The organism is Synoicihabitans lomoniglobus, from assembly GCF_029023725.1.
GTDB classification, from domain to species: Bacteria; Verrucomicrobiota; Verrucomicrobiia; order Opitutales; family Opitutaceae; genus Actomonas; species Actomonas lomonigloba.
This window is the reverse complement of sequence record NZ_CP119075.1, coordinates 1,849,610-1,874,555: the sequence shown is the minus strand read 5'-3', so window position 1 is coordinate 1,874,555 and position 24,946 is coordinate 1,849,610. Positions and strand designations below refer to the sequence as shown.

The following is a 24,946-nucleotide window of genomic DNA, read 5'->3' as shown; positions in this document are numbered from 1 at the left end:
GGGATCGTGGCTAGTTGCCCCCCGCATGCCGAAATCGCCGCCACACCGCCCCTCATCTCTCGCGCTGTGGACGGCGGCGTGGCTGTTCGCCGGGGTGGTGCAATTGACCCATTCAATCTGGGGCAGCGGGTTCGCGGCGCTCCCCGGTGGGCTCGGCGACAGTCGCTTCAACCTGTTGGTGCTGGAGCACGGTTACCTGTCATTACTCGGCCACTACGATTGGCTGAGTCCGGGACAGTTTTTTCCCACGACGCATACCCTCGGATGGAGTGATACTCATCTCGGGACCCTGCCGATCTACGTTCCCTTGCGGGCCATGGGACTGAGTCCGGAACGCGCGATGCAAGGATGGTTCATTATCTGTGCCGCCTTGAATATGCTGACCGGAGCGAGACTCCTGCGGCAGTTGCGCGTGCCTCAGTGGTGGATCGCGCCCCTTGCGTTCCTCGCATTTGCCAGCGCGCCCATGGCCTGGTTCGCCAGCAATCATCCCCAGTTGCTGCCGCTGTTTCCAGCGCTTTGGGCGTTGGGCGATGGGGTGGCGTTTCTGAAAGAAAAACGAATCTGGCGACTTGCTTCCCTGCTGGGCGCGCTGGGTTGGCAGTTTGCCGCCGTCCCCTACTTGGCTTTTTTCAGCACTTTGCTCGGCATCCTGCTGATGACGGGGTTTGCCTGCTTCCACGGCAGAACGTGGTGGCGGAACGTGGCAGTCTCGCCGTCTCAGGTGAGTCGCCCGCACCTGATGACCGCCTGTGTGATCGCCGGCATCGGCATGGCAGCCGGGGCACTGAATCTATGGGTCTACCTCGGGGCGGTAAAACAAGGGGTGGGTCGACCCATGCAGGAGCTAATCGAGCTCGCTCCCCGCCTCAGTTCGTGGTTCTCCGCCTCGTCCTCGCAGATCGCCTACACCTGGGCCTGGCCCGGCCAAAACGGTGCCAGTGGCGAGCACGTGCTATTCGGCGGATTTACCGGCTGGGTTTTGTCCATCATCGCACTCGGACTGGGCTTGCGGCGCAACGCGAGCGCCCCCCGGCGCGTGGCGGCACTCTTCGCCGCCAGTGGATTGATCGCGGTGGGTTTCTTCACCAGTTGGCCGGGGGGAGGTTCGCTGTGGTTGAGTGCAGCCCATGCGGTGGAGTCACTGCGCGCCTTCCGCGCGGCGGGTCGCATTGCCGTGCTGATTTATGCCTTTTTCGCCATCGCGAGCGGATTGATCCTGGTAACGTGGTGGCAAGAGAAGCATCGCGCGCTCGCAGTCGCCATGGCTGTTTTGATGGGACTGGAGGGACTGTCGATGGGCCAACCCCGATATCAGATCGCGGACGCATTGGCCCGCCGGGATGCATTGATATCTGCGTGGGAAGTGGCCGGCGACCGAGCAGTGATGATATTTGCGCCCGGGTTTACCAATCAACACGCCCCGGAACAAAATTTAGACGCTTGGGCCGCGGCATTGCACAAACACGCCTTCACCATGAACGGCTACACGGGAGGCGCACCGGAAACCCACCTCCCCTTCATCTGGAGCCCGACCGAGGCCAATGCCCGGCAATTGATCTCACGGCTGCATTTACCGGAAAACGAGATAGCCGTGGTGACCTCGTTTCCCGCTGAGACAGCGCAAGCCGTGGGCTACACATTTTATCAACACCGAGCGCTCCAGCACCTCGAGGGGTTCGATCTGCAACCTTACAATTGGAGTCTGTTCACTCCGCTGGAGCGCTTTGTTTTCGATGACGTCGTCTATTATCAATTTACCCCGCCCGCCGAGCTGAAATTCCGACTGCCGGACGGAGGGTTTGAAATCGAATTCCTCACCGGCCTGCGTCCCGGATCATACTCCAACGGCGGCGAGTCGGACGGGTATACCTTGCAATGGGAAGTGATTGCCCCCTCCGGTGAGCCTCTCGATTCCGGCACGGAACTGATTGCGCCCCGCAGCAATCCTGACCAAGCGGGATTGCAACCGCGGCTCCTGCATCTCCCCGCCGGAGTTGGGCGCGAATTGATCCTCACACTTGGTCCCGGCCCGAGCGGCTATAACAGTTGGGATTGGGCGCTGATCGGTCGCTTGCAGATCAAACGATAGAAGTCGCGTTCGAGAAGCCAGTGGTTGAACGCCGACCTTCGGGTCTCTGCAACCATGGCATCAGGCCGTCGTGGGCTGAACCTAATTAACGCAGTTCACAGAAGGTAACAAAGTTAACAAAGCGTTGTAATAAATTGAGTTAAATCGAGTAAGCTGCATGACATCCAACTCACCCTACGGGTGAATGAATTGATGCCCATAATCGCCTGCAACTCGTTCCAGCTTCGTGCTCTTCGTTGCCTTCTGTAAAATCCAACTGCGGAATCTCGGCTGAAACCGTCGAGATGAAGTCTCGGATCTCACTGACTTCCCGCGAAAAACAAAACGGCGCCCCGCGGGATGCGGGACGCCGTTGAAAACGAACGAACGGTTAAGCGCGGGGCTTAGTCGTCTTTGCCGACTGCCCCATCGAGGATGTCGCCCAGGTTCATCATGTCGCCGCTGGTGTCGCGGCTGAGGGCGTCGAACGACGCGGTCTCGGCGGCCAGCTCGTCTTCCGAGTAGTTGGCGGCCTTGATCGAGAGGCCGAGACGGCGCTCGTCACGGTCGATCTTGATGACACGGGCGTTGACCTTGTCACCGGCGTTGAGGACGTCCTTCACCTTGTCGATGCGATCCTCGCTGATTTGCGAGATGTGCACGAGACCGTCGATGCCGTCCTTCAGGTCGATGAACGCACCGAAGGAGGTCAGCTTGGTGACCACACCTTCGACAACGTCGCCAATCTTGAAGTGGGCGTCGATGTCGCTCCACGGATCGGTGGCGAGTTGCTTCATGCCGAGGCTGATACGCTGTTGTTGCGCATCGACATCGAGCACGATGGCGTCGACTTCGTCGCCCTTCTTGAGGACTTCGGACGGGTGGTTGACCTTGCGGGTCCAGCTCATGTCGGAGACGTGAACCATACCGTCGATACCTTCTTCGAGTTCGATGAAGGCGCCGTAGGTGGTCATGTTGCGCACCTTGCCGTGGACGCGAGCGCCGACCGGGTAGTTGTGGCGAACCATGTCCCACGGGTTCGGCTCGAGCTGACGCAGGCCGAGGGAGATCTTCTGCTCATCCTTTTGGATACCGAGGACCACCGCTTCCAATTCCTCACCGACGCGCAGGAGCTCGGAAGGCTTGGAGATACGCTTGGTCCAGGACATCTCGGTGATGTGGACGAGACCCTCGACGCCGGGCTCAATCTCGATGAACGCGCCGTAGGGAACGAGGTTGACCACCTTGCCGTGGATCTTGGAACCGACCGGGAACTTCTTGTCGATCTCGTCCCAAGGATTGTTGGTGGTCTGCTTGAGGCCGAGGGAGACACGCTCCTTCTCACGGTTCACCTCGATGATCATGACTTCGATCTCTTCACCCTGACGGAGCATTTCGCTCGGATGAGAGATGCGACCCCAGCTCATGTCGGTGATGTGCAGCAGGCCATCCATGCCGTCCAAGTCGATGAACGCACCGAAGTCGGTGATGTTCTTGACGATGCCCTTGCGGGTTTGGCCTGGCTCGATGGACTCGAGGAGATCGCGACGCTTGTTGGCGCGCTGCTCTTCGATGAGCTCACGACGGGAGAGAACGATGTTCTTCCGGTCCAGATTGATTTTGAGAACCTTGAAATCGTAGGTCTGGCCCACGTATTGATCGAGGTTCTTGGGCGGCTGCACGTCGATGTGCGAAGCCGGGAGGAAGGCGTCGACGCCGATCGAAACGATCAGGCCGCCCTTGACCTTGGAGCGCACGCGGCCAGCCGCGATGGTGCCCTCAGGGAACTTGGTGAGAATATTCTCCCAGTTCTTCTTCTGCTGCGCCTTGTCGTAGGAAACAACGGGGTTACCGCCCTTGTCTTCGACTTTTTCGACCAAGACTTCGATTTCGGAACCGACCTGAAGGTCGCCGACGTCGATGAACTCGTGGGCCGGGATGACGCCTTCAGATTTGCCGCCGATGTCGACAACGACCTCGTGCTGGCGGATCTCAGTGATAAGACCCTGAACAATCGAGCCTTCGGTGTTGAGGGTGAAGTTGGACTCCGCGAGGAGCTCTTCCATTATGGAACTCATGATGAGAAGCGAATTTCCGCGACCTGCTCCAAGGTGTGGGAAAACCGCGTTGTCCCGTGTAACACGGGACCTGGGTTGATGGTTTACACTAGCGAAAATTGATCGACGGGAGCACCGCGGCGGGACGCCGATCGAGCAAAGGAACGGCCGCGAACGGTCAGAATCGCCAAATCGCTCGCCGCAGAGCAAGCGCGAATTCACCAAAAACACCGGCCCTGCCCCCGGTAAACAGCGAGAGTGTAACCATTATGGTTACACTCTCGCTGTCCTGGAGACGTTGAAACGCGGCTTCGGTTTGCGGCGAAGGGGGTTCAACAACCGCGCCGTCGGAGGAGATCTTTTCCCCAAGGGCGGTGGCTGTGGGCGGCGGTATTGAACCCGATGGGAAGGTCGAGATTTACTTCCCTAGTCGCGAGCGGGCTGGCTGGGCGGCAGCCAACTGCCCTCGCCCAGCACCTTTTCCAAAGCTTCGAAAATACTGTCATACCGACCGTGCACGCCATGGGACTGGCTGACCGCGCCGACCTTGAAATCACCTTCGCGAGCTTCGCGCACGAGTAGCTCCACACTGGACTCAGTCTCGCCGACCGGGCGCACTTTCACTGAGATCAGGAACTGCCGCGCATTACCGAATTTTTCGGTCTCCAGCAGTCGACCGTAGGCCTCGATCACACCCTGCGCGGGAGCAGATTTGGAAATCTCGTAATTCATCTCCCCCAACACCCCGACCATCGCCTCGAACACTTGCGGCTGGGGGCGGGCGTAATAGTTCCGTTGCGGCGAAGTGTCGGCGAGCTTGAGGCCGGTGGCCTCTTCCAACGTGGCGCACGCGCTGAGACCGAAACAGATGAGCAGAGCGAGAATGAAGGCACGCATGGGAATAGGAATTAGGGCGAAGGCTCAGGCGGGTTGTTGTTGGGAAAGACAATGGAGCGTGCCGAGTCCCCAGATGAGTTCGGCGCAGTCAATCGGCACGATCTCGCGGCCGGGAAAACAACCGCCGATGATACCGCAGGCTTCCACATCGCGTCGCGGTTGGCGAAACGTCGGCGCCAGCACCGCATCATTCACGATCAGAAAATTCGCGTAGCTCGCGGGCACCTGCTCGCCTTTGATCACGACCGGTCGCGGCATCGGCAATTCGACGACTTCGATCGGTTTGCCCTGCATGGTGCGGAAATCGCGCATCCGTTCGAGATTGGCGGCGAGCAATTTGTGGTTCGGGCTGCGACGGTTTTTTTCCACGCAGGTGATTATACCATCAGCGCGGAAAAATCGGGAAATATCATCGATATGGCCATCGGTGTCGTCGCCCACGATGCCTTCTCCCAACCACAGGATGCGACGCACTCCCAAGTAATCCTTCAAGGCGCGCTCGATGTCGGCGCGAGTAAGATCCGGATTGCGATTCGGGTGCAGGAGACACTGCTCAGTGGTGAGCAACAGTCCCTTGCCATTCACATCAATGGAGCCGCCTTCGAGCACCATCGATTTCTCGAAACGGCGCAGCTTCAACGCACGGCTGATCGACGGCGGAATTTCATTGTCGAGATCGTAAGGCGGGTATTTGCCGCCCCACGCGTTGTGCATCCAGTCGGTCAGTGCGACCTCACCGGTTTGCCGTTGCTTCACAAATATCGGTCCATGATCGCGGCACCAGGCATCGTTGGTGGGATGGTCGTAGAACTCCACCTGGGCCATGTCGGCTCCGGCTTTGGTGCACAATTTCAGGGCGCGAGGTTGCAACGCCGCCGCACAGTTGATCCGCACTTTTTCAAAACGGCTGATCGCGGCCACGTAGCCCGCGAAGGTGGCGGGAATGTTGCGAAACAGTCCCGGCCACGAAGCGCGTTTGTGGGGCCATGACAACCACACGGCTTCCTGCGGCTCCCATTCGGCGGGCATGCGAAAGCCGAGCGCGGCGGGCGTGGCTATTTCTGACGAACGACGAGGGGTCGCGGCAACCATGGCTCAGGTGCGATCGATGAAACGCTTGGTCAAGTCGCCGTAAGCGTCGATACGTCGATCACGCAAAAACGGCCAGTGCGTGCGCGTGACGTCCACCTTGTCCATCTCGATGGGAACGAGCAAAATCTCTTCCTTTTCGACCGAAGCCTTGGCCAGGATTTGTCCGCTGGTGCCAGCGACAAAACTCTGTCCCCAGAATTCGATACCATCGCCACCGATGGGAGTTTCGAGTCCCACGCGATTGACGGCCGCCACATAGCAACCGTTCGCCACGGCATGGCTGCGTTGAATCGTTTCCCAGGCGCCATGTTGATTCTCGCCGTATTCAGCTTTTTCCGACGGATGCCAGCCGATCGCGGTCGGATAGAATAGGATTTCCGCGCCCTGCAGCGCCGTGAGGCGGGCACCTTCGGGATACCACTGATCCCAGCAGATCAGCACACCGATGCGACCGAACTTCGTGTCCCAAGCGCGGAAACCGGTGTCGCCCGGAGTGAAGTAAAACTTTTCGTAAAACAGGGGGTCGTCCGGGATGTGCATCTTGCGGTAGATGCCCAGCAAGGATCCGTCGGCGTCGATGATGACCGCCGTATTGTGATATAAGCCGGAGGCGCGCTTCTCAAAGAGCGAGGCGACGATCACCACCCCGTGCTTTTTGGCGACTTTCTGGAAGGCTTTGGTGCTGGGACCCGGGATCGGCTCCGCCAGCGCGAAGTTGTCGTGATCCTCGCTCTGACAAAAATACTCCGACCGGAACAGCTCCTGGGTGCAGATGATCTTCGCGCCCTGTTTCGCGGCTTTTTCAGCCTGCGCCAGAGTCTTCTTGAGATTGGCTTTGGGATCGCCCGTGCAGGCGTGTTGGAGGAGTCCGAGCGTGACCTTGCGCATGTGAGGACCTTACGAGGATTTGTTCAGTGAACTATCTTGTTGAGCGGATATTCCACAATGCCTTCGGCACCGAGCTCGATCAACTTCGGGATAAGTTCGCGGGCATCGCTTTCCGGAATGACCGTTTCGACGGCACACCAATCGGCGACCGTGAGCGGTGCCACGGTGAGGCCGCGCATCGCCGGGAGGATGGCCTGAACGGCATCAACGCGGGAACGCTCCAAGTTCATCTTGAGACCGACCTTGTTGTCCGCCTGCAATGCGCCCTGCAGCAGCATGGCGATGGTCTCGATTTTCTTGCGTTTCGCCGGGTTGGCCCAGCTCGCCTTGTTCGCGATGAGCTTGGTGTTGGTCTCCAGCAACGTATCGACAATCCGAAGATTGTTGGCCCGCAGCGATGATCCGGTCTCGGTGATGTCGACGATCGCGTCCACCAGATCCGGCACCTTCACTTCGGTGGCGCCCCACGAAAACTCCACCTTGGCGTCGATTCCCCTCTCCGCGAAGTAACGCTTCACGGTGCCCATGAGTTCGGTGGCGACGCGCTTACCCGCCAGGTCCTCCGGTTTTTGCACGTCGGAGGCCTCCGGCACGCACAGGACCCACCGGGACTTGAGCGTGGATGCGCGGCTGTAGATGAGGTCACAAACCTCCACCACATCGGACTCGTTCTCCTGCACCCAGTCGTAGCCGGTCAATCCGCAGTCGAAAAAGCCATGCTCGACGTAACGGCTGACTTCCTGGGCGCGCACAAAACGGCCGTCCAGTTCGCTGTCGTCGATCGAGGGACGATACGACCGCGAACTCGTGGTGATTTTCCAACCCGCTTTGGCGAAGAGGGTTTTGGTCGATTCCTCGAGGCTGCCCTTCGGCAGTCCGAGCATCAGCAATGGTGTGGGTGCAGACACGCCTCGAACCGCACACCTCGCTTTGTCTCGCTTCAAGCCCAATCTTCGCGGGCCTCGACGAGTTCCACTCCCGAGAGCATGCCCGGTTGAAGCAATTGCTTTGCTTTGACACTCCTCCCCTCGGTATTTGTAAAAAATCAGTCTAGCAACCTGCATCATCGCGCGCATAATCCCCCCACTCCCATGTCTTCCGAACCCAAGCCACTGATACTCGTTGTCGAAGATGAAGAAGAGTTGGCCAAACTCATCTCGGTGCATCTCGAAGAGGCGGGCATGCAGGCACAGATCTGCGGACGGGCCGCGCACGCCACCCGCTTCCTCAAGCGCAATTTTGCCAACTTGATGCTGCTCGACATCAACCTGCCCGACCAATCCGGGTTCACGCTGCTGGAAGAACTGCGACGCGAGGATGTTTCCGTTCCGACCATTTTTCTCACCGGCAACGCGCTTGAAACCACCAAGGTGCAGGGCTTCGAACTGGGAGGCGACGACTACATCACCAAGCCTTTCGGTTATGCGGAACTCATTGCTCGCATCCGCGCCGTGCTCCGGCGCTCAGAATCGCGTGATGATCTCAAGGTCACTAAAAACGCCCGGGTCAGCGACGAACCCTTTTCGCTCTGCGGCGGCACCGTGCATCCCGGACGGTTGGAAATTCATTTCGGGGAAAACGTCGAAAAAATCGGCCGCAAGGAATTGGGCATTCTCGCCTACCTCCATGCCCACGAGGGCATCGTCATCACCCGCAAAGCGCTCATTCATTCCGTCTGGGGAATCCATGCGGATGTGAAAAGTCGCTCCCTTGACCAGTATATCGTCAAGGTGCGCGATTTGTTCAAGCGCAACGGAAGCTCCCTGGACGCGTTCCGGACCGTGCATGGCGTTGGTTATATTTTCGACCCGTCCGGAGCCGCGGATACCGACGCTTGAGCCCGGCTCGGGAAATCCTCTCCTGCTCTAAATGCTAAATCTTTGGGCACATCGTCGTCGATTTTGGGGCGGCGAATTCGTGGCCATCATCGGGTTCGGTCTGGGTTTGATAAGCTCGCCCCCGACGGCGACCGGAGCACCGTTAGCCTCCGCCCCGGAAGGACAGATTGAAACCGGCGTGCCTCCGACCACCATGCTCGGTCGGGAATCGTTGGGCCTGGACGCGCTTCCCACCGACCTGCATCACATGCCCGATGGTCGCATCCTGATCGTTGCACCGCGCCAGTTGGTCTTCGGGGACGGCATGCGATGGGAAACCATCAACCGCGCCGCGGACGACCGCACCGCCCCGTTGGTCGGCGTGGTGGTCAATGACGACGGACGGATCTACGCCGGCATGCAGGATGGTTTTGGCGAAGTGGTGTTTGCCGAAAACGGCACTTGGAGCCTCAAACGAGTCGCCGATTTTCCGGCCGACTTGGCACAGAACGTGGCGGTGCCGCGCTACGCCATCAATCTGAACGGTCGGTGGTTTTGGCACAGCGAAAGCGGCATTATCATCGAATGGACGCCCGGCCACACGCCGGAATTCTTCGGCCGCGCCAGCACGGTTGAGTCCATCTTTGAATTCCAAAGCGATCTCTACCTGAGCGACCGCGTGATCGGTCAACTCTTCCGCACCGGTGACGGCGAACCGGTGCCGATTTTCAGCAAGGAGAAACTCACCGCCGACGACGCCATCACGACCGCCATTCCCTTCAATGATGAATTCGCCCTCGTGGGCACCTATTCACACGGTCTCAAACTTTTCGATGGTCAGTCCCTGCGCGACTTCACCACCACCGGGATGCTGGCGGGAGACCTGCGGTTTCTCAGTATCCTCCCTGCCCCGCGGAATCGTTTCGTGGCGGCGATTGATGGTCATGGCCTGGTATATTTTGACCGCGAGGGACGGGTGCTCGATGTGCTGGACCGGTCGCGCGACACCCGCCTGACGCGTATCCGAAGGATCATTACAACAGGCAACGATGTCTACTGGGCTCTGCTGACGGACGGCGTGGTGCGAGTGGAGTTCCCCAACTCGTTGACCACGTTCGAGTCGCTGCTTACCGCCGGGATCGATTCCATCGCCATTCATCGATTCGAAGGCAAACTCTGGCTGCTCGCCGACGGCAAGGTGCTCCGGGCTCACCATAACCATGAGAATCGGTTGATCGGTTTCTACGACGAGTCCCCGCCGGAGGGCTTCGGCTATTCGCTCTCCACAGCCACCGGCCATGTGCTCGCGGGGACCGATCGGGGGCTCTACCAGCACAACGGCACGGGATGGGTTCTGCTGGACGCGGACTCCAAAAACTTCCGCCTGCTCAGCGCAGCGACGCAGACGGACCGCTGGGTTTACAGTGCCGCGGGTGAGGTCGGATGGTTTTCCCTGGCGAATGGGTTGCCGGTTTATGAACGCCACCCCATCGACGCGTCGTTGAGCGTATTCGACTACCAGGTGGATGGGGATGGCATTTTTTGGCTCGAAATGGGATCCGGCCGTCTCGGGCGTCTCAGCGTCGTGGGGAACGAGCTGAACTTACGGGTGCTCAACCAAGACGACGGCGTGCCGGAAGGTTGGGTCCAAGTCTACATTTTCAACGGACAACCTCATTTCAATATCGCGGACCGGTTGTTCAGCTACGATGCAGCCACCAGGCGATTGGTTCCCGACCGGGAAATGCGGGAACGATTGTCCGAATTTCGACTGATTGTCGGCCGCCCCGTGTATGACAATGCCGGTCGATTTTGGGTCACGGGCGACGACCGGGTTCATCTTTACGATACGACCACTGAACCTTGGACCAATCTAGGCATCGATTTGCCGGGCGGGCTCACCCCTTTTTACATGAGCGTGCAGGACGACGACGTTGTGTGGCTGCACGGGTTTCAGCGATTGGCGCGCTATGATCCGGCGCTGGAACACGTGCGTCCCCCTCTCAAGGCCGCGTTTATTTCGCGAATTGTCCTCACCGAATCAAATCGCACCATTTTCAATCCGCCGGCCGAACTCCCCGATCTCAGTCACAATAACAGCTCCATGGTGGTGCACTTCATGGCACCGGGCACAGACATCCACGCCCCCAGCGCGTTTGAGATGCGACTCAACGACGAGGCAGAGTGGACCGACCATGGCACCGCCGGCTCCGCGGTCATCAATGGCCTCGCGGAGGGCTCCTACGAATTGCAAATTCGGGCCAAATCAGGCGACACTTATACGACGCCGACGAGCGTGCGCTTCACCATCCTGGCGCCTTGGTTTCGCACCAACCTCGCCTACTTTGCCTACGCCGTGGGGGCGGTTGGCTTGATTGGAGGTGCCATCTGGATTTCCACCATTCTCGAACGACGAGAGAATCTGCGATTGGATTCACTGGTCAGACAACGCACCACCGAACTCAAGGAAACCAACGATCAATTGGAGGAGCAGGTCGAGGAGATCCGCATTCTCTCACAAGCCATCAACCAGAGTCCGGTCAGTATCCTGATCACTCAAAGCAACGGCACCATTTTGTTCGCCAATCCACGGGCCTGTGAACTGACGGGGCTGCGTGAGTCGGATCTGATTGGTCGCAAAGCCGAGAGCATCCGCGTGATCGAAAACGGCTCATCCGTATTCGAGGCGATCAAGGCCCGTCTGGATGACGGCGAAACATGGTCCGGCGAACTGACCAACCGTCACACCGACGGGCACAGGGTGCACGTGCGATCCACGATTTCCCCGATCAAACAAGCCGATGGTTCGGTCCGGTTCCACCTCATCCTCGACGAAGATATCACGCAGTGGCTCGCCGAGCAGGAGACTCACCGCCGCCTGGAGGATCAACTGTTTCAAGCCCGTAAACTTGAATCAATCGGCACGCTCGCCGGGGGTATTGCGCACGATTTCAACAACATCCTCACCGGCATCCTCGGTAACTGCGAAATTGCCCTCATGGATGTCGAGCCCGACAGCGAATTGGCGAACGACCTCAACGACATTCGCAAGTCCGGTCTGCGCGCCAAGGATCTCGTTTCGCAGATCCTTACCTTCTCCCGCAAAGCCGACTCCAAACTCATTCCCGTCGACCTTGAGGGACCCGTGTCCGAAGCGCTCAAACTCGTGCGCGCCACCACGCCTTCGTTTATCGAAATCAAACAGAATCTGCATTCCGGTCTGGTGCTCGCCGATGCCACTCAGATTCATCAGATTGTGCTCAACTTGTGCACGAACGCCGCGCACGCCATCGATGACAAATCCGGCCGGATCGATGTGGAGCTCAAGCCGTTTGCCGTCGATGCCTCGCTCGCCAAGGAGGTGCCCGGTCTGTCCGTCGGCCCGCACCTGATTCTCATTGTTTCCGACAACGGCATGGGCATGGACGCGGCGACCATGGAGCGAATTTTCGATCCCTTCTTCACCACCAAGGACCAAGGCAAGGGCACCGGCATGGGCTTGTCCATCGTCCAGGGGATCATGGCCAGTCACCAAGGAGCCTACCGGGTGCGCAGCCGGACGGGGGCCGGCACGACGTTCGAACTGTATTTCCCCATTTGCGGACAAAAACCCGCCGCACGGGAAACGCCATCGCAGGCCATCGCGCCGGGCGCATCCCGCGAGATTCTGGTGGTCGACGATGAGCCCACGGTCGCGGATTTCGTATCCACCCGACTGCGACAATTCGGCTACCGACCGTGCACGTTTGGCGACCCCCGGGAAGCGTTGGCCGCCTATCGCGCCGAGCCAAACCGGTTCTCGGCCCTGGTCTCGGACCTCACCATGCCCCATCTCACCGGGGCCGACCTGATCCAGGAATTGCGCAACCTTGGATCCCAAATCCCGGCGCTCATCATCACGGGCTACGGACGGGAAAACGCCTTGGAAAAACTTCACACGCTCAGCAACACCTACGTGCTCGGCAAACCCTTCTCCGGTGAGGAACTCACGCGCCTGCTCGGGCGCGCATTACGCGGGGAAACCGAAACCTCGCCCCCCGGTCCCTGGGTTTAGAAACTCGCGTCAGAACAGTTCGCCTTGGGAGGCCCCGTAGCGGCGCTCGGCCTCGATGGTCGCTGACTTCATTTCCAATTCTCGCAATCTGGCGACCAGCGAGGTTCCGTCAGCCGGTGGCTTCACCGCCGGCTGAACCGGAAGGTTCGGGTTAAACGTGGTGAGTTGCAGATTGATCCGCAATCGGTCCGCATCCGCCGCCACGATCAGCCGAAATCGATCGGGTTTCAGCACGGCGGCATTCGCGATCACGCCTTCGAGCGAACCGTGCTCATTGAGCCACTTGGACGCTGTTTTGGGCCCCACTCCCGCCACCCCCGGAATGTTGTCCGCCGCGTCGCCGACGAGAGCGAGATAGTCGGCGATTTTGTCCGGCGTAACGCCAAACTTGGTCACCACTTCCGCCGGTCCCATGGCCCGCCAACCGAGGCGGGGATTGGCCGATGGCGGCGGCAACAGCATGGAAATGTTATCTGTGACCGTCTGGGCAAAATCCTTGTCGGCACTCACGATCTTCACGGTGTGACCGTCATTCGCCAACGCCACGGCTTGGGCCGCGAGCAAGTCATCGCTTTCGACCCCTTCAATTTCAATGCCGCCCAGGCCCATCAATCGGGTCAGTTCTTTGATGACCGGAATCTGTTGGCTCAACGCTTCGGGCATTTCTTCCCGTTGGGCCTTGTAGTCGGGCAACAATGCCAGCCGATCCTGCGCGCCTCCCAGATCGAAAAAGACGAGAATCCCGTCCGCCTTCTCCTGATCTTCCAGCTTCCAAATGGTTTTAACCCAACCGTGCAGCGCGTTGGTCGGAAACCCGTCGGAGCGGGTCAGTTCCGGGATCGCAAAAAAGCACCGGTAAGCGAGGTTGAATCCATCAATGAGCAGCCAAGTTGACATGGCTGAGCAGTCAGCCGGGCCGCTGCCACCGGCTCAAACTCAAAAGCCGGTCTTCCCGTTCCTGCAGGCTAGGTGCCAACAGAAATCGGGCATCGTGCCGGTTCCAGACTTTCGCCCCACGGCCGGGTTCCCGTAATCTCGTCACCGTGTTTTGGCTCAAGAAACTCCTCGGGGCGCTGCTCCAGCCCCTCACGGTCGTAATCCTGCTGCAATTGCTGGGATTCATTTTGCTACTTCGCCGACAAAAACGAGCCGGTCTGGCGTGCCTGATCTCGAGTTGGCTGTTACTGATCACCGCTTCCAACGAAGGCATCGCGGACAATCTGATCCTGCGACTCGAATCGCAGTATCCGCCAGCCTATGCCACCGCCGTGCTGCCGATCCCACCGGCGCTGGCCACGTGTGAATATATCGCAGTTCTCGGCGGTGGCCACAAACACGACACCGCTCAAAGCGCCGTGGGCCGACTTGCCCCCAGTTCCCTGGGACGACTCACCGAAGCCGTTCGACTCGCCCGCTCGATGCCCTCGAGTCGCCTGCTCTTGTGCGGTTACACTTCCGACGATTATCCCGAATCTCATGCTGAAGTGCTGGCCCTGGCCGCGGTGGAATTGGGCATTGATCGCACCCGCATCACATTGCTTGCCGACGTCCGCGACACTCACGACGAAGTGCATGCCATTCACGCGATCACCGGCGATAAACCCGTCGCCTTGATCACCTCGGCCTGGCACATGCCGCGCGCCATGGGCCTTGCCACCAAAGCCGGGCTCAACGCCGTCGCCTGTCCGGCCGATTTCAACCTCGCGCCCAACGGCGAACGACCCAATCCGTGGTTCAATTGGAGCTTGGCCGGACTTGAACGATCGAGCCTCGCCACCCGCGAAGCGCTGGGATTGCTCTGGACTCGAATGCGCGGCCAGCGATGACGCCAAGTCGCGGAATGATGCCGCAGCGTCAATTGCGGGCGGCAGGACCTTCCGGGGTAACGATCGATTGATTTTGATAGGTCGAACTGGGAGGCACACCGGTTACGATTTGCTTCTTCGGGGACCCGCCTGGGCTCACCAGGTTGGCCGTCACGAATATCAGCAGATTGCGTTTTTGCGTCGTCTCCCCCGTTGAACGGAAGAGGCGACCGAGCCCGGGGATGTCGCCGAGAAACGGCACTTTATCATGAACCGTCTTCACTTCCTCTCGCGTCAACCCACCCATGACGAGCGTGGAGCCATCCCATAGGGTGACTTTCGTCGAGACCTCGCGGGTGGAAAAGATCGGCTGATAAAACCCGGACGGCACCGTGACCGTGGTATTGTTGGAAATCGCCACACTCTGGCCGCCGTATTCGACGAAGCCCTCGAACTCCGTCACCTTCGGATTCAGGTCCAGACTGATGCTGTAATCGTCTTCCTCGACCGTCGGCGTCACGCGCAACTCCACCCCGACTTTGCGCGTTTCAAAATCCTGTGGCGTGCCCGCCGTGATCGTCACCCCGGCCGATGAACTTTCCCGGCTCGACGATCCCACTTCACTGCGGACCTCACCGTAGCTCGTGGGGTAGCGCAGTTCCTGCGCCACCGTGATGGTTGCGGGATTGCCCGATAGCACCGTCACCTTTGGCGCGCTCAACAGATCAGACCCTTGCTGACGCGAGAGCGCCCGCACCACGGCGTTGACGTCGAACTCACCGATGAGGCCTTGGATGTTGGCTAGTGACCCGGCGTTGGCGGCGAGGTCCACCGCCTGCGGCAGGGTTGCCGGACTGTTCACAATCGGAATCGACAATTCATCGGTCGCAGCCTGCGTGATATTGCCGTCGGTATCGCGAAGCTCGCCTTGCGCCGGTCGAAAAATTCGTCCGGTCGTGCCCGCCACGGTGTTGGTGAACGCGTCGCTAAGACTGCGATTCTGCGTATCTCCCGTGGCGAGATAGCGCGGGTCGCCCCGCACGCCGTGTGTCACACTCCATTGGATACCAAGTTCCTCCAACGCACCTTCCTGGACTTCCATGAACTTGGCCTCGATCTCCACCTGTCGCACATCGTTGTAACGATTGAGAATGTTTCGGATGCGTTCCACATTGCGCGACGTCTGGGTGACGATCATGGCCGAGCCATCGTAAGCGAGACTGGCTCCGGCAATGCCTTCGAAATCCACGCCCGCCTGCTGCAAAAACATCTGTAACGCGGCAGCTTCGCTCCCACCGCCGGGCGCATTCGGACCCGAAACCGGTGCCGGCGAAAAGGGATCATTTGCCACTACCGCGCCCCCGGAGGCCAAACCGCCGCCGATTCCAGTCATGCGAATCACCGTGGACCGGGTGATCGGAAAAAACTCCGTATCGAGCGTGGAAGTCTCACCACCGGGTCGCACGACAATGGCATCGGCCTGCACTTCGTATTGGTAGCCAATGGAGTCGGTGATGAAATCGAGCACCCGTTTCAGCGACAGATCGCGCAACGTGAGGCTCACGTTCGGCCGCCGATCCTGGGGATCGATCACGATGATATTGATGCCGCCTCGACCGTCACCGGCCGGATCGAACTCTCGCGATAAATCGCTCAACGTGCTGACCACCCGGTGTAATTCCACGGAACTGAAACTCACGCTGGGAATGCGGATTGAATGCAGTTTTTGCTGTAATGGATTCACTCCACCCGCCCCCTGATGGGACTCGGAGCTCGGCTCGGATGCGAGTTCAGGGCGACGCCACGCCAAGCCCACTTCTTCAATCAAAGACTGACGCGCATCGCCCCGCCAATTGGCCGCGGAAGTCGCCCGTTCTTCCGTGATCCGCGCCGCCAGTCGAGCTGCTCCTCGGTGGCCGGGTTCATACGCGAGAAGCTCGTCAACGGTATCCTGCGCGGAACCGTAACGACCGGCGGCGTAGTCGGCGCGCGCTTCGGCCCACAATGCTTCCGACCGGCTGGGCGCTGGCGCGGTCGCGACCGTTACGATCGGCGCGGATGTTTGAACGGGGGGAACCTCGCGAGGACGAACGACGGCGGTTCGGGCCGCGGACAGGGCTTCGGCCTGCGCCCGCCGAGTTTGATCACGTTGATCGGCCAGTTCCTTGATCACCGGCAAGGTGAGTGGGTTTTCGGGCATCGACATCATCGCCGTGTCGAGCGTCGCAAGAGCGGCTTCAAAGCGCCCTTGTTCCTGCAGCGTTCGCGCGTCCCGACCTTGCGTGCGCGCAGCATCGATGAGTTGCCGCTGGCGAGTTTCTTCCGCAGCCGCGAGCGCCGCGATCTCCGCCTCCATTTTCGCGATGGCTGCTACTTCGGGTTCAGGAGTGGATGGGGGCAAGCGGTTCGGCCCCGGTTCCGCGGCCGAAGAGGCCCGAGTAAGGGAATCCGCCGGGGGAGCGGACGACGTCGCGACCGGCGCGGGGGTGATGTCGAAACGTTGCCGTTCGGCCGCGAGGTCTTGTTGCACCGACATCAGGAGTCGTTTTACCGCAGGGTCCGTCGGCGCGAGTTCCGTGAGTTCGAGGAGATTGCGTTCCGCGGCTTCCAGATCCCCGTCATCGCGGGCCCGCAGGGCGTCGGCCATTAGCCGAATCTTGGTCTCGGTCGTGCTCTGCGCCTGAACCGACTCCGTCGGAGTGAGGAGTCCCGCTGCGATGAAGCCGGTGGTGAAGCAAAGAAACCGAGAAAGTCGCGTGAGATGAAACATCGGAAAGCAGCGGGAAGAGAGTTAGGAGGAAGCGAAGGGACTGTCGCCCTCAATCGGCGGAGACGGCGAAGTTTCGGGATGAATGGTGACGGTCTCGTGGGTGCCATCGGGATGTAGTTTCCGGATGGTTACCGATTCGGGTAAACCGCCCACCGATTGAATTTCAAATGTGATCCCGGCCGCATTCACGCGGTCTCCGGAGCGCACCGTTTGCAGTTCCGGCAACCCGTCGACCCGGATCAACGCGGCGGGCGCTTCCGTCCATTGCCACCCCGCCGAAGACAACCGCATCCTGCGTTCGGTTTGAGCATCCCATACTTCCGCCACCGCCACAATTTCCCGCAGAGGCATGCTGTCGGGCACGACCAAGTCCTCGCGCCTCACCTCGATAGTGCGCACTTGCAGATTCAGTCCCGGCGGTTCGATCGGAGCCCGCGCCACGAAGGCTTCACCCGTCTCTTCATTTTGAAAAATCCCCATATAGTCGCCCGGTTCTCCGGCGTAGCCGACCAATTGCAGCCGGAACGGTTGTCGGCTCACGCCCACCAGCGACACGCCGAAAGGTTCGGCTGCGACGAGTTCCGTCAGATTGTTAAACGGATCGTCATCTGAATCAGGCCCGCGTCGCAACGCTTGCGGCGGCGTCACCGTGAAACGACCGGTTGAGCGATTGTAATAGATCACTGGCGGAGTGAAGAGCTCAAATATCCAGGTGTTGCCCGCCGCATCACTACCCGGATCGCTCCAGATCACGTCATCCGGGGCGAACGAAGCATGCTCGGCGACGGGTATTCCGTTCCCTTCCCCGCTCTGTAAAATCGGCGCTCTCACCTTCGCCTGAGCCACGGTGCGCTCGCCCCACAGGATTACCACGATGGCACTTGCGAGCAGCAGACCGGCCAGCATCAGCGCCACCGTGTCCGGGTTTTGAATACGCTTCATGGGAGCTCCTCCCCGGTCGTCATCGATGCCACCCGCGGACTCCGAAAATCAAGATACTCGATCGTGACCAAGAACTCAGCGTCGTTGGCCGCGATGATGGGAATCGCGGCATTTAGGTCGTCCTCGGCGTCGTCCTCATGCGGTTGATCATCGCGAAACAGATCCGCCAGGCTCCGCGCCCCGCCACTCGCACGTCCATCCGCCCCAAGCGGCTCCACTTCGATCTCTCGAACCATCAGCGGAAGTTCGATCTCGGCAATCGCTGCCAGATAGCGGCGCAGCGTATCGGTCCTACCCACAAAGCCGATTCGCAACGCCAACGTATCCGCGATCTCATCACGTTGAGCGCTGCGATCCGGGGGAAACTCGAAATAGTCATCGCCGCGCCCGCCGCGTGACGCGGGGGCCTGCGCACCATGAGGCGGCGGGAGCTTCCGCGCGGGGTCTTCGCGCTGCAGGCTCGTGAGTTCAAGCGGCTGCGCCAGCCACAACGACTTTAACAGCTGCTCCACCAAAAGTTGCTGACGATGCACCACGGCGAGTTGCGCCATTTCCGGGCCGCTGTTGGCATACGCCGAAAAACTGAACGCGAAATTCCCCGGGATCCTCACGCCCGCTTTTTTCGCCTGTTGACGTTGTGCTTCCACGAACTGCGCGATCACAAAAAAAGCGTCTGCGCGCTGCGCCGGGGCCGGTGTGGCGTAGACTTCGTCCTGTTCCGTCGCGCCTAACCTTTCGCGCAGCGTTTTGGCCGTATACTCCGCCTGCGCGACGCGTTGGGCCAATCCCTCCGCCACCGCCGCAGTAGGCGTGATCGACGCGGTCTGCAACGCCCTCCATTCCGTTTGCCGAGAACGGAGCCGACGCTCCGCCTGGTCGGCCTTGCCCATCGATCGCCACGTCCACCAACCGGCGACTCCGGCGAGGAGCAGGGTTAACCCGATGCCGATCACCGCGTCCCGGGAAATCTGAAGCGACGGAGATTTCACAGCCCGGCCGCAGGGTTGATGATCAACGTGAAATCGAAACGTAGGATGCCGGGATCGGCTGCATCGAATCGCTCCCCTTCCGTTTGAAGAACAAAGGGCGATTCCACCAAGCTGCCGAGCAGCATGGTCGCCTGCTCAAAGGCAGCCTGGCTCACTCTCGACAATGGATTCTCGCGATCAAGCAGACGACCGGAGACGCGTAGTTTGATCGGGTCGGGCATCGCGGGGAGAGCATCGGGATCGGACATCTCGGGCGGTGCCGCCCGCAGACTCGCACCGCGACCATTCGTCGCGGGAGGCAACACCTGCAGCCGCTCAAACCAAACGTCTTCCACCGCGCCCATCCGAGTTTGCAGATCCACCAGAAAACGAGTCCACCCCGCTTGTGACGATAGGAGTTGTTGGAGGATTTTAATCTCGTGCTCGATTTGATCGAGTCGGGTTTCATCGCGGCGAATTTGGTCCTGCCATACATAGTGCGGCGTGATGCTGCGTCCCAGATTCGTCGCCGCCTCCGCGCGCGCTGCGGCCAGGCGTTGAAAATGAATCCCCGGCAGGGCCAACGCCAAGATCAACATGGCTGCTGCTGCGATCCAACGCGGTCGTCGACCGCGAGCCAATTGAGTTTTCACCAACGCAGCGGGGAGAAGATTCACGACCTTGCTCTTCCCGGCCGCGGCCACTGCCCCGCCCCACAACTCCGCCGTCCCTTCGCTCAATCCCAGCGGCTCAACGGGACGTTGAAGTTTGGCCGTGAGTTTCTCCGCCAGCCCGGGCACCCGCGCGCCTCCGCCGGTGAGTATAACTCGCGTGGGATCGGTTCCGCCGTTTTGTCGCTTGTGGGTCACCAGCGATCGACTGATTTCCAAAATAAGCCGTGCCCCGAACGCATCCACCGCGGCTTGCACGGCGCGGCCCGCCGGAGACTCGGGAGGCAGGGTCACGACTCCGCCCAGCACCTGCCGTTTCAGCTGCTCGGCTTCCGCGAACGACTGATCCAATGCTTGGGCGATGCCGCGGGTGATGGTGTGGCCGGCGAGAGCGAGCGTGCGCAGATGATAAGCCTCGCCCTCGATGAAGACCAGATGGGTTGACCGAGCTCCGATTCCGACCAGCAACACCGGCTCGGTGGCGCCACCGGCGAGCGTCGAACGATAGGCTCGCTCCAGCGCGATTCCCGCCGGTTGCACCGTCACCGGTTCGAAACCCGCAGCCCCGATGGGCGACGTGAAGGCGGTCACGGCATCAATCTTGGCTGCGGCGATGAGCACCACGATCTCAGCCGGGGTCTCCGCCAGCAGTTGGTGATCCCAGCACACCTCGTCCAAATCGTAAGGGATATTTTGACGAGCCTCGAAGGCGATAAGCTTGTCGCGCTGGGCAGCCACCGCAGCCGGCAGTCGCACGGCCTTCGTGAGCGCCAAATGCCCGGGCAGAACCAGATGAACGGGGCCGCCGCCCAGGGAGGTTTTCAGGACCGCGAGCGCGCGATCCAAGTCCGTCGATGTATCGCCACCGCCCTCGATCGCATCCGTCAACTCCACCGTTTCTCGACGTTCGCAGGTCACTCCGCCCTGGCCATCCGGGACGAAAATCCCCCCACTCACGTGAGTCGCCCCGATCTCCAACACTCTCAATCGTCGGGGAGACTTGGGGCGCTGGAGAAACTTCATGGCAGGGGTCAACGACTAGGGCTCGGACGTGAACGCGGCGGGAAGTAGCATCACGGGTGCCTCTTCGTCGGCCGGGTTCGCAAAAAGGGTTAAAAACTCCGGCCGCAACACCCCGTCGTTGGATGGAGCCCGTTGTGCGAGCTTACTCCGAAAGTTTTGCAACGCCGCGGCGTTGCTGAAACCCGGGCCGACGCTCTGGCGGCTGGGCGGCACCGCCTCCCCCGCGACGGTGGCATCGACCAACCAGAAGCGAGGGGTGCCTTGCAGGCGGTCGCGTCGCACGATCGCCGGAGGCAGATAAAACCGATACATCCACCGGCCTGACTCGAGTGCCACCGCCGTGGCTCCGGCACGATAGAACTCAAAACCTTCCTCCGCGGCCGTCACTTCCGTCGCGAGACTCAGATCCACGCGCACCCGATCGGCAAACCTCGCCCGTCCGCTCCCGCTGGCATTGACCCGCACTTCAACTTCGGCCCGCCACCAAGCGCCGCCGGAGTTGTCGCGCACCGTGGTAAACCGGACCTGCGCGATTTCGACCGCGGATGCATCGGCCCCACCCGAGGTCTCCTGTGCCTGACCGCCAGCCGAGAGGCTTAACCCAATGATCGTGGCGACTAAAAATCGAACAGGCATCAACGGGTAAAAAGTCATTGAGGAGTGGATCGCACTCGTCACGTTCAAACTCCCGTCGCCGCCGGCATTTGACGCATGAATTTTCCCGCCAAACTCGATTACAAGGTCGCCGTGCTCGTGTTCATTGAGAACGAGAAGGGAGAGCAATTGCTGCTCCGCCGGGCCAAACCACCGAATCTCGGTCAATGGAGCCCGATTGGAGGAAAACTCGAGACCGGCACCGGCGAGTCGCCGTTTGAGTGTGCGATCCGGGAGACTCGGGAGGAAACCGGGCACGCGATCACCACGGCCGATCTGCATCTGTTCGGGATGATCGCGGAGAAAGCCTACGAAGGGCAGTCGCACTGGTTGTTGTTCCTGTTTCGCTGCACCAAGCCCATCAAGGCGCTGCCGCCGACCATGGCGGAAGGTTCCTTCGCGTTCTACTCCCGCGAGGAAATCGACCAAATCGCGTTGCCCGCCACCGACCGCACCGCGCTCTGGCCGACGTATGACCGCTACCGGGATGGATTCGTGGCGTTGCGGGCGGATTGTCATCCCAATCAACCGCTGCAGATCGCGATCGAACAAGCCATCGGTTGCGAAAATCTGCCCCATGTTTGATGACCCTGCTCTCTGTTTATTTGCTCCCGCGGGAGCTGAACGCCAACCGTGAATCTCAGCTTCACTGTGCTTAACTCCACCTCCGACTCCCCCGCGACTTCGCCATCCGCTCTGGATGCGTCCGAGCGCGCAGAGTTCAACCTGAAGGCCTTTGCTGACGGTGCTGCCTTTCACGCCGGATTGGCCATTCTTTTGGTGGTAAGCGCCTTCGTGGCGATGCGGCTGATTTCTCTGCCCCCGACTAACATCACGGTGATCTGGCTGCCCGCGGGCATCGCCCTGCTCGCGCTGCGCTCAGGTCGTGGTTGGCAGTGCGTGCCCACGATCGCCTTGTCCCACTGGTTGATCATCGCGATCGCCAACGATTATGCGATTCTCTCGTTTCGCCCCTGGAGTCTGCTCATGGTGGCCGCCAATACGCTGCATCCCGCGCTCGCCGCCATCGCGTGGCAACGATGGGTGGCGGGATGCCCGTTCGTGCAACCGCGCGGTTTTCTGCGATTCGTATTCGGAGTCGCCATTCTTCCCGCGATTTTAACCTCCTGGATCATTCCCTTGGTGATCAAATCCGCCGGTTTTTTGCCGGGAGTGACTGCCGTGGAGTTCCTTACTCGCGTGGCGAGTATCACCCTCTCCTCCGCATTGGGTGTGTTTCTGGTGGTGCCGATCGTCAGTGCGCCGTGGTTTGGCGGCATGGCTCGCTCCCGCGTCCATATCATCGCCAGCCATCTGGCCAACGCCTGCACCGCTCTGTTCATCTCGATCATCGGATTCCATGTGACGCCGACGGGGTTGTTCCTCGCGATTCCCTTTGCCTTTGCATCTGCGGTCGCTTGCGGAGCGCGGGGGCTGGGCATCGGCCTGTTGTTGTTTTTTGGTTACGGCTTGAGCGTGACGGCCGAAGGGATCGGCCCGTTCGGCGCCATGCGCGCAGACCCGGTGTTGAATCTGTTCGAACTCGGCACGGCCGTGCTGTGTCTCGGGGTTCCCGCGTATCTGGCGGGCTTGACCCTGAATCGCCTGCAAAGTCACCGGACCGAACTCGAAGCCATAATTTCCGCCCGGACACGTGATCTGAGGGCCAGCGAGGAACGTTACCGCCTCGGCATGAACGCGGTGTCCGAGGGGGTTTTCGACTGGAACAACGGAGTCGCCACTTCCCGGTTCAATCGCGCCATTCGACGCAAACTCGGTCATGTCTTACGCCAACGCGGAACCGGCTGGACGCCCGTCTGGCGGGCCATGCACCCCGAGGACCGGACTCTGCTCAAACCCATCGTGCAGGAGTTCATGTTTGGCGCCGTGGAGTCATTCAATCTGGAAAGCCGCTTGCGGACCCGCTCTGGCGAATGGTGCTGGTTTCGCGCCCGGGGCCAGGTGATCGAACGCGATACCAAAGGACGGGCCCACCGGATCGTCGGCACTTTCAGTGACGTCAATGAGGAGAAGCAACGATCACTCGATTTGACCGCGCAACGCGATCAAGCCGACACCCGGGAGCGCGCCAAGGACACGTTTCTCGCCAACATGAGTCACGAAATCCGCACGCCCATGCACGCGATGCTCGGCTTCGCCCGCGTGCTCGACTCCTCCCCGCTCGACGAACGCCAACGCGAATGCGTCGACGCCATTCTCAGCAGTGGCGACATCCTCATGGACCTGCTCAATGACCTGCTCGATCTCTCCCGCATCGAGGCCGGGGCGATTGAGCTCGAACCGGCCCCGTGCCTGCTCGACGAAATCGCTCGCGGCGCAGCGCGGTTGTTTGAAGCCGAAGTGTCCCGCAAAAAACTGCGTTTTAGTCTCAACCTCGACCTGACCGACCAACCTTATTTGAAACTGGACCGCCTGCGCGTGCACCAAGTGATGACAAACCTGCTGTCCAACGCGGTGAAGTTCACCGCCGCTGGCAGCGTGGAAATGAATGTTTCGGCCCGACGCCGCACCGACTCCGCCAATCAATGGGATATCCGCATCGAGGTGCTGGATACCGGTATTGGCATTGCCGCCGCCCACATCCACCGACTCTTCAATCCCTTCGCCCAGGCGGACGGCTCCATCACCCGTAAATTCGGCGGCACCGGCCTCGGTCTCGCCATCTCCAAGCGATTGTGCGGCCTCATGGACGGCGACATCACTGTAACCAGCACTCCCGGTCGCGGTTCGGTTTTCATCGCGACCCTGCAGGCGACGGAGACCGATCCGCCGGCTCCCCCTCAGGAAGAGATCGAACGCGACGATGCCCATCTGGCCAACCTGTCGGTTCTGGTCGTGGAGGACAACCGGCTCAACCGACGCCTCGCCGGCATGCTGCTCCAAAAACAGGGACACCGGGCCGAATTCGCCCACAACGGCGCCGAGGCCGTCGACCTGTTGGTGAACCACCAATTTGATCTGATTTTGATGGATTTGCAGATGCCGGAACTCGATGGCTTCGGGGCCACGGAGAAGATTCGCGCCCGGGAACGCCTCCTCGGCGCCGGTCGACGCACCCCGATCGTGGCCCTGACCGCCAATGCCGGCGGCGAGGAACGCACCCGGTGTTTTGAAGTGGGAATGGATGACTATTTGACCAAACCACTTAACTTGAAAACGTTCCGCTCCACCCTGAGCCGGGTGCTGCGCGAAGCCGCTGCCCGGGCGGAAACGTGA

General features: G+C 60.5%; 17 protein-coding genes. 6 read left to right on the top strand and 11 right to left on the bottom strand.

Features of this window, described 5'->3' with window-relative positions:
* Positions 1-25 precede the first annotated feature (25 nt).
* On the top strand, positions 26-2,092 hold the full coding sequence (locus PXH66_RS07320) for a DUF6311 domain-containing protein (protein ID WP_330928822.1): 2,067 nt from the start codon (positions 26-28) through the stop codon (positions 2,090-2,092).
* 383 nt (positions 2,093-2,475) lie between these two features.
* Here the strand turns inward: PXH66_RS07320 and rpsA are convergent, their stop codons facing one another.
* The 5 genes from rpsA to hisG form a co-directional block, all read right to left on the bottom strand.
* A complete protein-coding gene (rpsA, locus tag PXH66_RS07315; RefSeq protein WP_330928010.1) occupies positions 2,476-4,149 on the bottom strand; it encodes a 30S ribosomal protein S1 in 1,674 nt (557 codons plus the stop codon).
* A gap of 405 nt (positions 4,150-4,554) precedes the next feature.
* The gene (locus PXH66_RS07310; RefSeq protein WP_330928009.1) at positions 4,555-5,025 is read right to left on the bottom strand and encodes a hypothetical protein; all 471 of its coding nucleotides are present in this window, start codon (positions 5,023-5,025) and stop codon (positions 4,555-4,557) included.
* Positions 5,026-5,049: 24 nt separating this feature from the next.
* Positions 5,050-6,117 (bottom strand): agmatine deiminase family protein, encoded by a 1,068-nt coding sequence (locus PXH66_RS07305; protein ID WP_330928007.1) that lies wholly within the window; start codon positions 6,115-6,117, stop codon positions 5,050-5,052.
* A 3-nt stretch (positions 6,118-6,120) separates the two neighbouring features.
* The gene (locus PXH66_RS07300; RefSeq protein ID WP_330928006.1) at positions 6,121-7,005 is read right to left on the bottom strand and encodes a carbon-nitrogen hydrolase; all 885 of its coding nucleotides are present in this window, start codon (positions 7,003-7,005) and stop codon (positions 6,121-6,123) included.
* A gap of 23 nt (positions 7,006-7,028) precedes the next feature.
* Positions 7,029-7,889 carry an ATP phosphoribosyltransferase gene (gene hisG, locus PXH66_RS07295; protein WP_330928005.1) on the bottom strand — a complete coding sequence of 287 codons (861 nt, stop codon included), beginning with the start codon at positions 7,887-7,889 and terminating at the stop codon, positions 7,029-7,031.
* A 207-nt stretch (positions 7,890-8,096) separates the two neighbouring features.
* Here hisG and PXH66_RS07290 point away from each other — a divergent pair, with 207 nt between their 5' ends.
* Positions 8,097-8,843: a response regulator transcription factor gene (locus PXH66_RS07290; RefSeq protein ID WP_330928004.1), complete on the top strand. Its 747-nt coding sequence runs from the start codon at positions 8,097-8,099 to the stop codon at positions 8,841-8,843.
* A 31-nt stretch (positions 8,844-8,874) separates the two neighbouring features.
* The gene (locus tag PXH66_RS07285) at positions 8,875-12,876 is read left to right on the top strand and encodes an ATP-binding protein (protein WP_330928003.1); all 4,002 of its coding nucleotides are present in this window, start codon (positions 8,875-8,877) and stop codon (positions 12,874-12,876) included.
* A gap of 9 nt (positions 12,877-12,885) precedes the next feature.
* Here the strand turns inward: PXH66_RS07285 and PXH66_RS07280 are convergent, their stop codons facing one another.
* Complete coding sequence (locus PXH66_RS07280; RefSeq protein ID WP_330928001.1) at positions 12,886-13,773, bottom strand: 5'-3' exonuclease; 888 nt, start codon at positions 13,771-13,773, stop codon at positions 12,886-12,888.
* 146 nt (positions 13,774-13,919) lie between these two features.
* On the opposite strand from PXH66_RS07280, the gene PXH66_RS07275 reads away from it, so the two are divergent.
* A complete protein-coding gene (locus PXH66_RS07275) occupies positions 13,920-14,702 on the top strand; it encodes an ElyC/SanA/YdcF family protein (RefSeq protein ID WP_330928000.1) in 783 nt (260 codons plus the stop codon).
* 28 nt (positions 14,703-14,730) lie between these two features.
* Here the strand turns inward: PXH66_RS07275 and PXH66_RS07270 are convergent, their stop codons facing one another.
* From PXH66_RS07270 to PXH66_RS07250, 5 genes are read right to left on the bottom strand one after another with little or no spacing between them, the layout of a single operon-like run.
* The gene (locus tag PXH66_RS07270) at positions 14,731-17,451 is read right to left on the bottom strand and encodes a type II secretory pathway, component PulD (protein WP_330927999.1); all 2,721 of its coding nucleotides are present in this window, start codon (positions 17,449-17,451) and stop codon (positions 14,731-14,733) included.
* 21 nt (positions 17,452-17,472) lie between these two features.
* Positions 17,473-18,393, bottom strand: a complete 921-nt coding sequence (locus tag PXH66_RS07265) for a hypothetical protein (protein ID WP_330927998.1) — start codon at positions 18,391-18,393, stop codon at positions 17,473-17,475.
* On the bottom strand, positions 18,390-19,382 hold the full coding sequence (locus PXH66_RS07260; RefSeq protein ID WP_330927997.1) for an Amuc_1100 family pilus-like protein: 993 nt from the start codon (positions 19,380-19,382) through the stop codon (positions 18,390-18,392). Before PXH66_RS07260 ends, PXH66_RS07265 begins: the two co-directional genes overlap by 4 nt.
* The gene (gene pilM, locus PXH66_RS07255) at positions 19,379-21,055 is read right to left on the bottom strand and encodes a pilus assembly protein PilM (protein WP_330927996.1); all 1,677 of its coding nucleotides are present in this window, start codon (positions 21,053-21,055) and stop codon (positions 19,379-19,381) included. The genes PXH66_RS07260 and pilM overlap by 4 nt, the downstream gene beginning before the upstream one ends.
* 15 nt (positions 21,056-21,070) lie before the next feature.
* Positions 21,071-21,691, bottom strand: a complete 621-nt coding sequence (locus PXH66_RS07250; protein ID WP_330927995.1) for a hypothetical protein — start codon at positions 21,689-21,691, stop codon at positions 21,071-21,073.
* 75 nt (positions 21,692-21,766) lie between these two features.
* Between PXH66_RS07250 and PXH66_RS07245 the strand changes: the two genes are divergently transcribed.
* Both PXH66_RS07245 and PXH66_RS07240 read left to right on the top strand, forming a co-directional pair.
* A complete protein-coding gene (locus PXH66_RS07245; protein ID WP_330927994.1) occupies positions 21,767-22,294 on the top strand; it encodes an NUDIX hydrolase in 528 nt (175 codons plus the stop codon).
* Between the two features lie 48 nt (positions 22,295-22,342).
* Positions 22,343-24,946, top strand: a complete 2,604-nt coding sequence (locus tag PXH66_RS07240; protein ID WP_330932299.1) for an ATP-binding protein — start codon at positions 22,343-22,345, stop codon at positions 24,944-24,946.

Excerpts from the sequence above, each read along its gene's own strand:
- PXH66_RS07250 (WP_330927995.1), bottom strand. The coding sequence starts at position 21,691 with ATGCCTGTTCGATTTTTAGTCGCCACGATCATTGGGTTAAGCCTCTCG.
- PXH66_RS07320 (WP_330928822.1), top strand. The coding sequence starts at position 26 with ATGCCGAAATCGCCGCCACACCGCCCCTCATCTCTCGCGCTGTGGACG.
- PXH66_RS07300 (WP_330928006.1), bottom strand. The coding sequence starts at position 7,005 with ATGCGCAAGGTCACGCTCGGACTCCTCCAACACGCCTGCACGGGCGAT.
- hisG (WP_330928005.1), bottom strand. The coding sequence starts at position 7,889 with ATGCTCGGACTGCCGAAGGGCAGCCTCGAGGAATCGACCAAAACCCTC.
- PXH66_RS07245 (WP_330927994.1), top strand. The coding sequence starts at position 21,767 with ATGAATTTTCCCGCCAAACTCGATTACAAGGTCGCCGTGCTCGTGTTC.
- PXH66_RS07265 (WP_330927998.1), bottom strand. The coding sequence starts at position 18,393 with ATGAAGCGTATTCAAAACCCGGACACGGTGGCGCTGATGCTGGCCGGT.
- rpsA (WP_330928010.1), bottom strand. The coding sequence starts at position 4,149 with ATGAGTTCCATAATGGAAGAGCTCCTCGCGGAGTCCAACTTCACCCTC.
- PXH66_RS07305 (WP_330928007.1), bottom strand. The coding sequence starts at position 6,117 with ATGGTTGCCGCGACCCCTCGTCGTTCGTCAGAAATAGCCACGCCCGCC.
- PXH66_RS07280 (WP_330928001.1), bottom strand. The coding sequence starts at position 13,773 with ATGTCAACTTGGCTGCTCATTGATGGATTCAACCTCGCTTACCGGTGC.
- pilM (WP_330927996.1), bottom strand. The coding sequence starts at position 21,055 with ATGAAGTTTCTCCAGCGCCCCAAGTCTCCCCGACGATTGAGAGTGTTG.
- PXH66_RS07270 (WP_330927999.1), bottom strand. The coding sequence starts at position 17,451 with ATGTTTCATCTCACGCGACTTTCTCGGTTTCTTTGCTTCACCACCGGC.
- PXH66_RS07285 (WP_330928003.1), top strand. The coding sequence starts at position 8,875 with ATGCTAAATCTTTGGGCACATCGTCGTCGATTTTGGGGCGGCGAATTC.
- PXH66_RS07290 (WP_330928004.1), top strand. The coding sequence starts at position 8,097 with ATGTCTTCCGAACCCAAGCCACTGATACTCGTTGTCGAAGATGAAGAA.
- PXH66_RS07310 (WP_330928009.1), bottom strand. The coding sequence starts at position 5,025 with ATGCGTGCCTTCATTCTCGCTCTGCTCATCTGTTTCGGTCTCAGCGCG.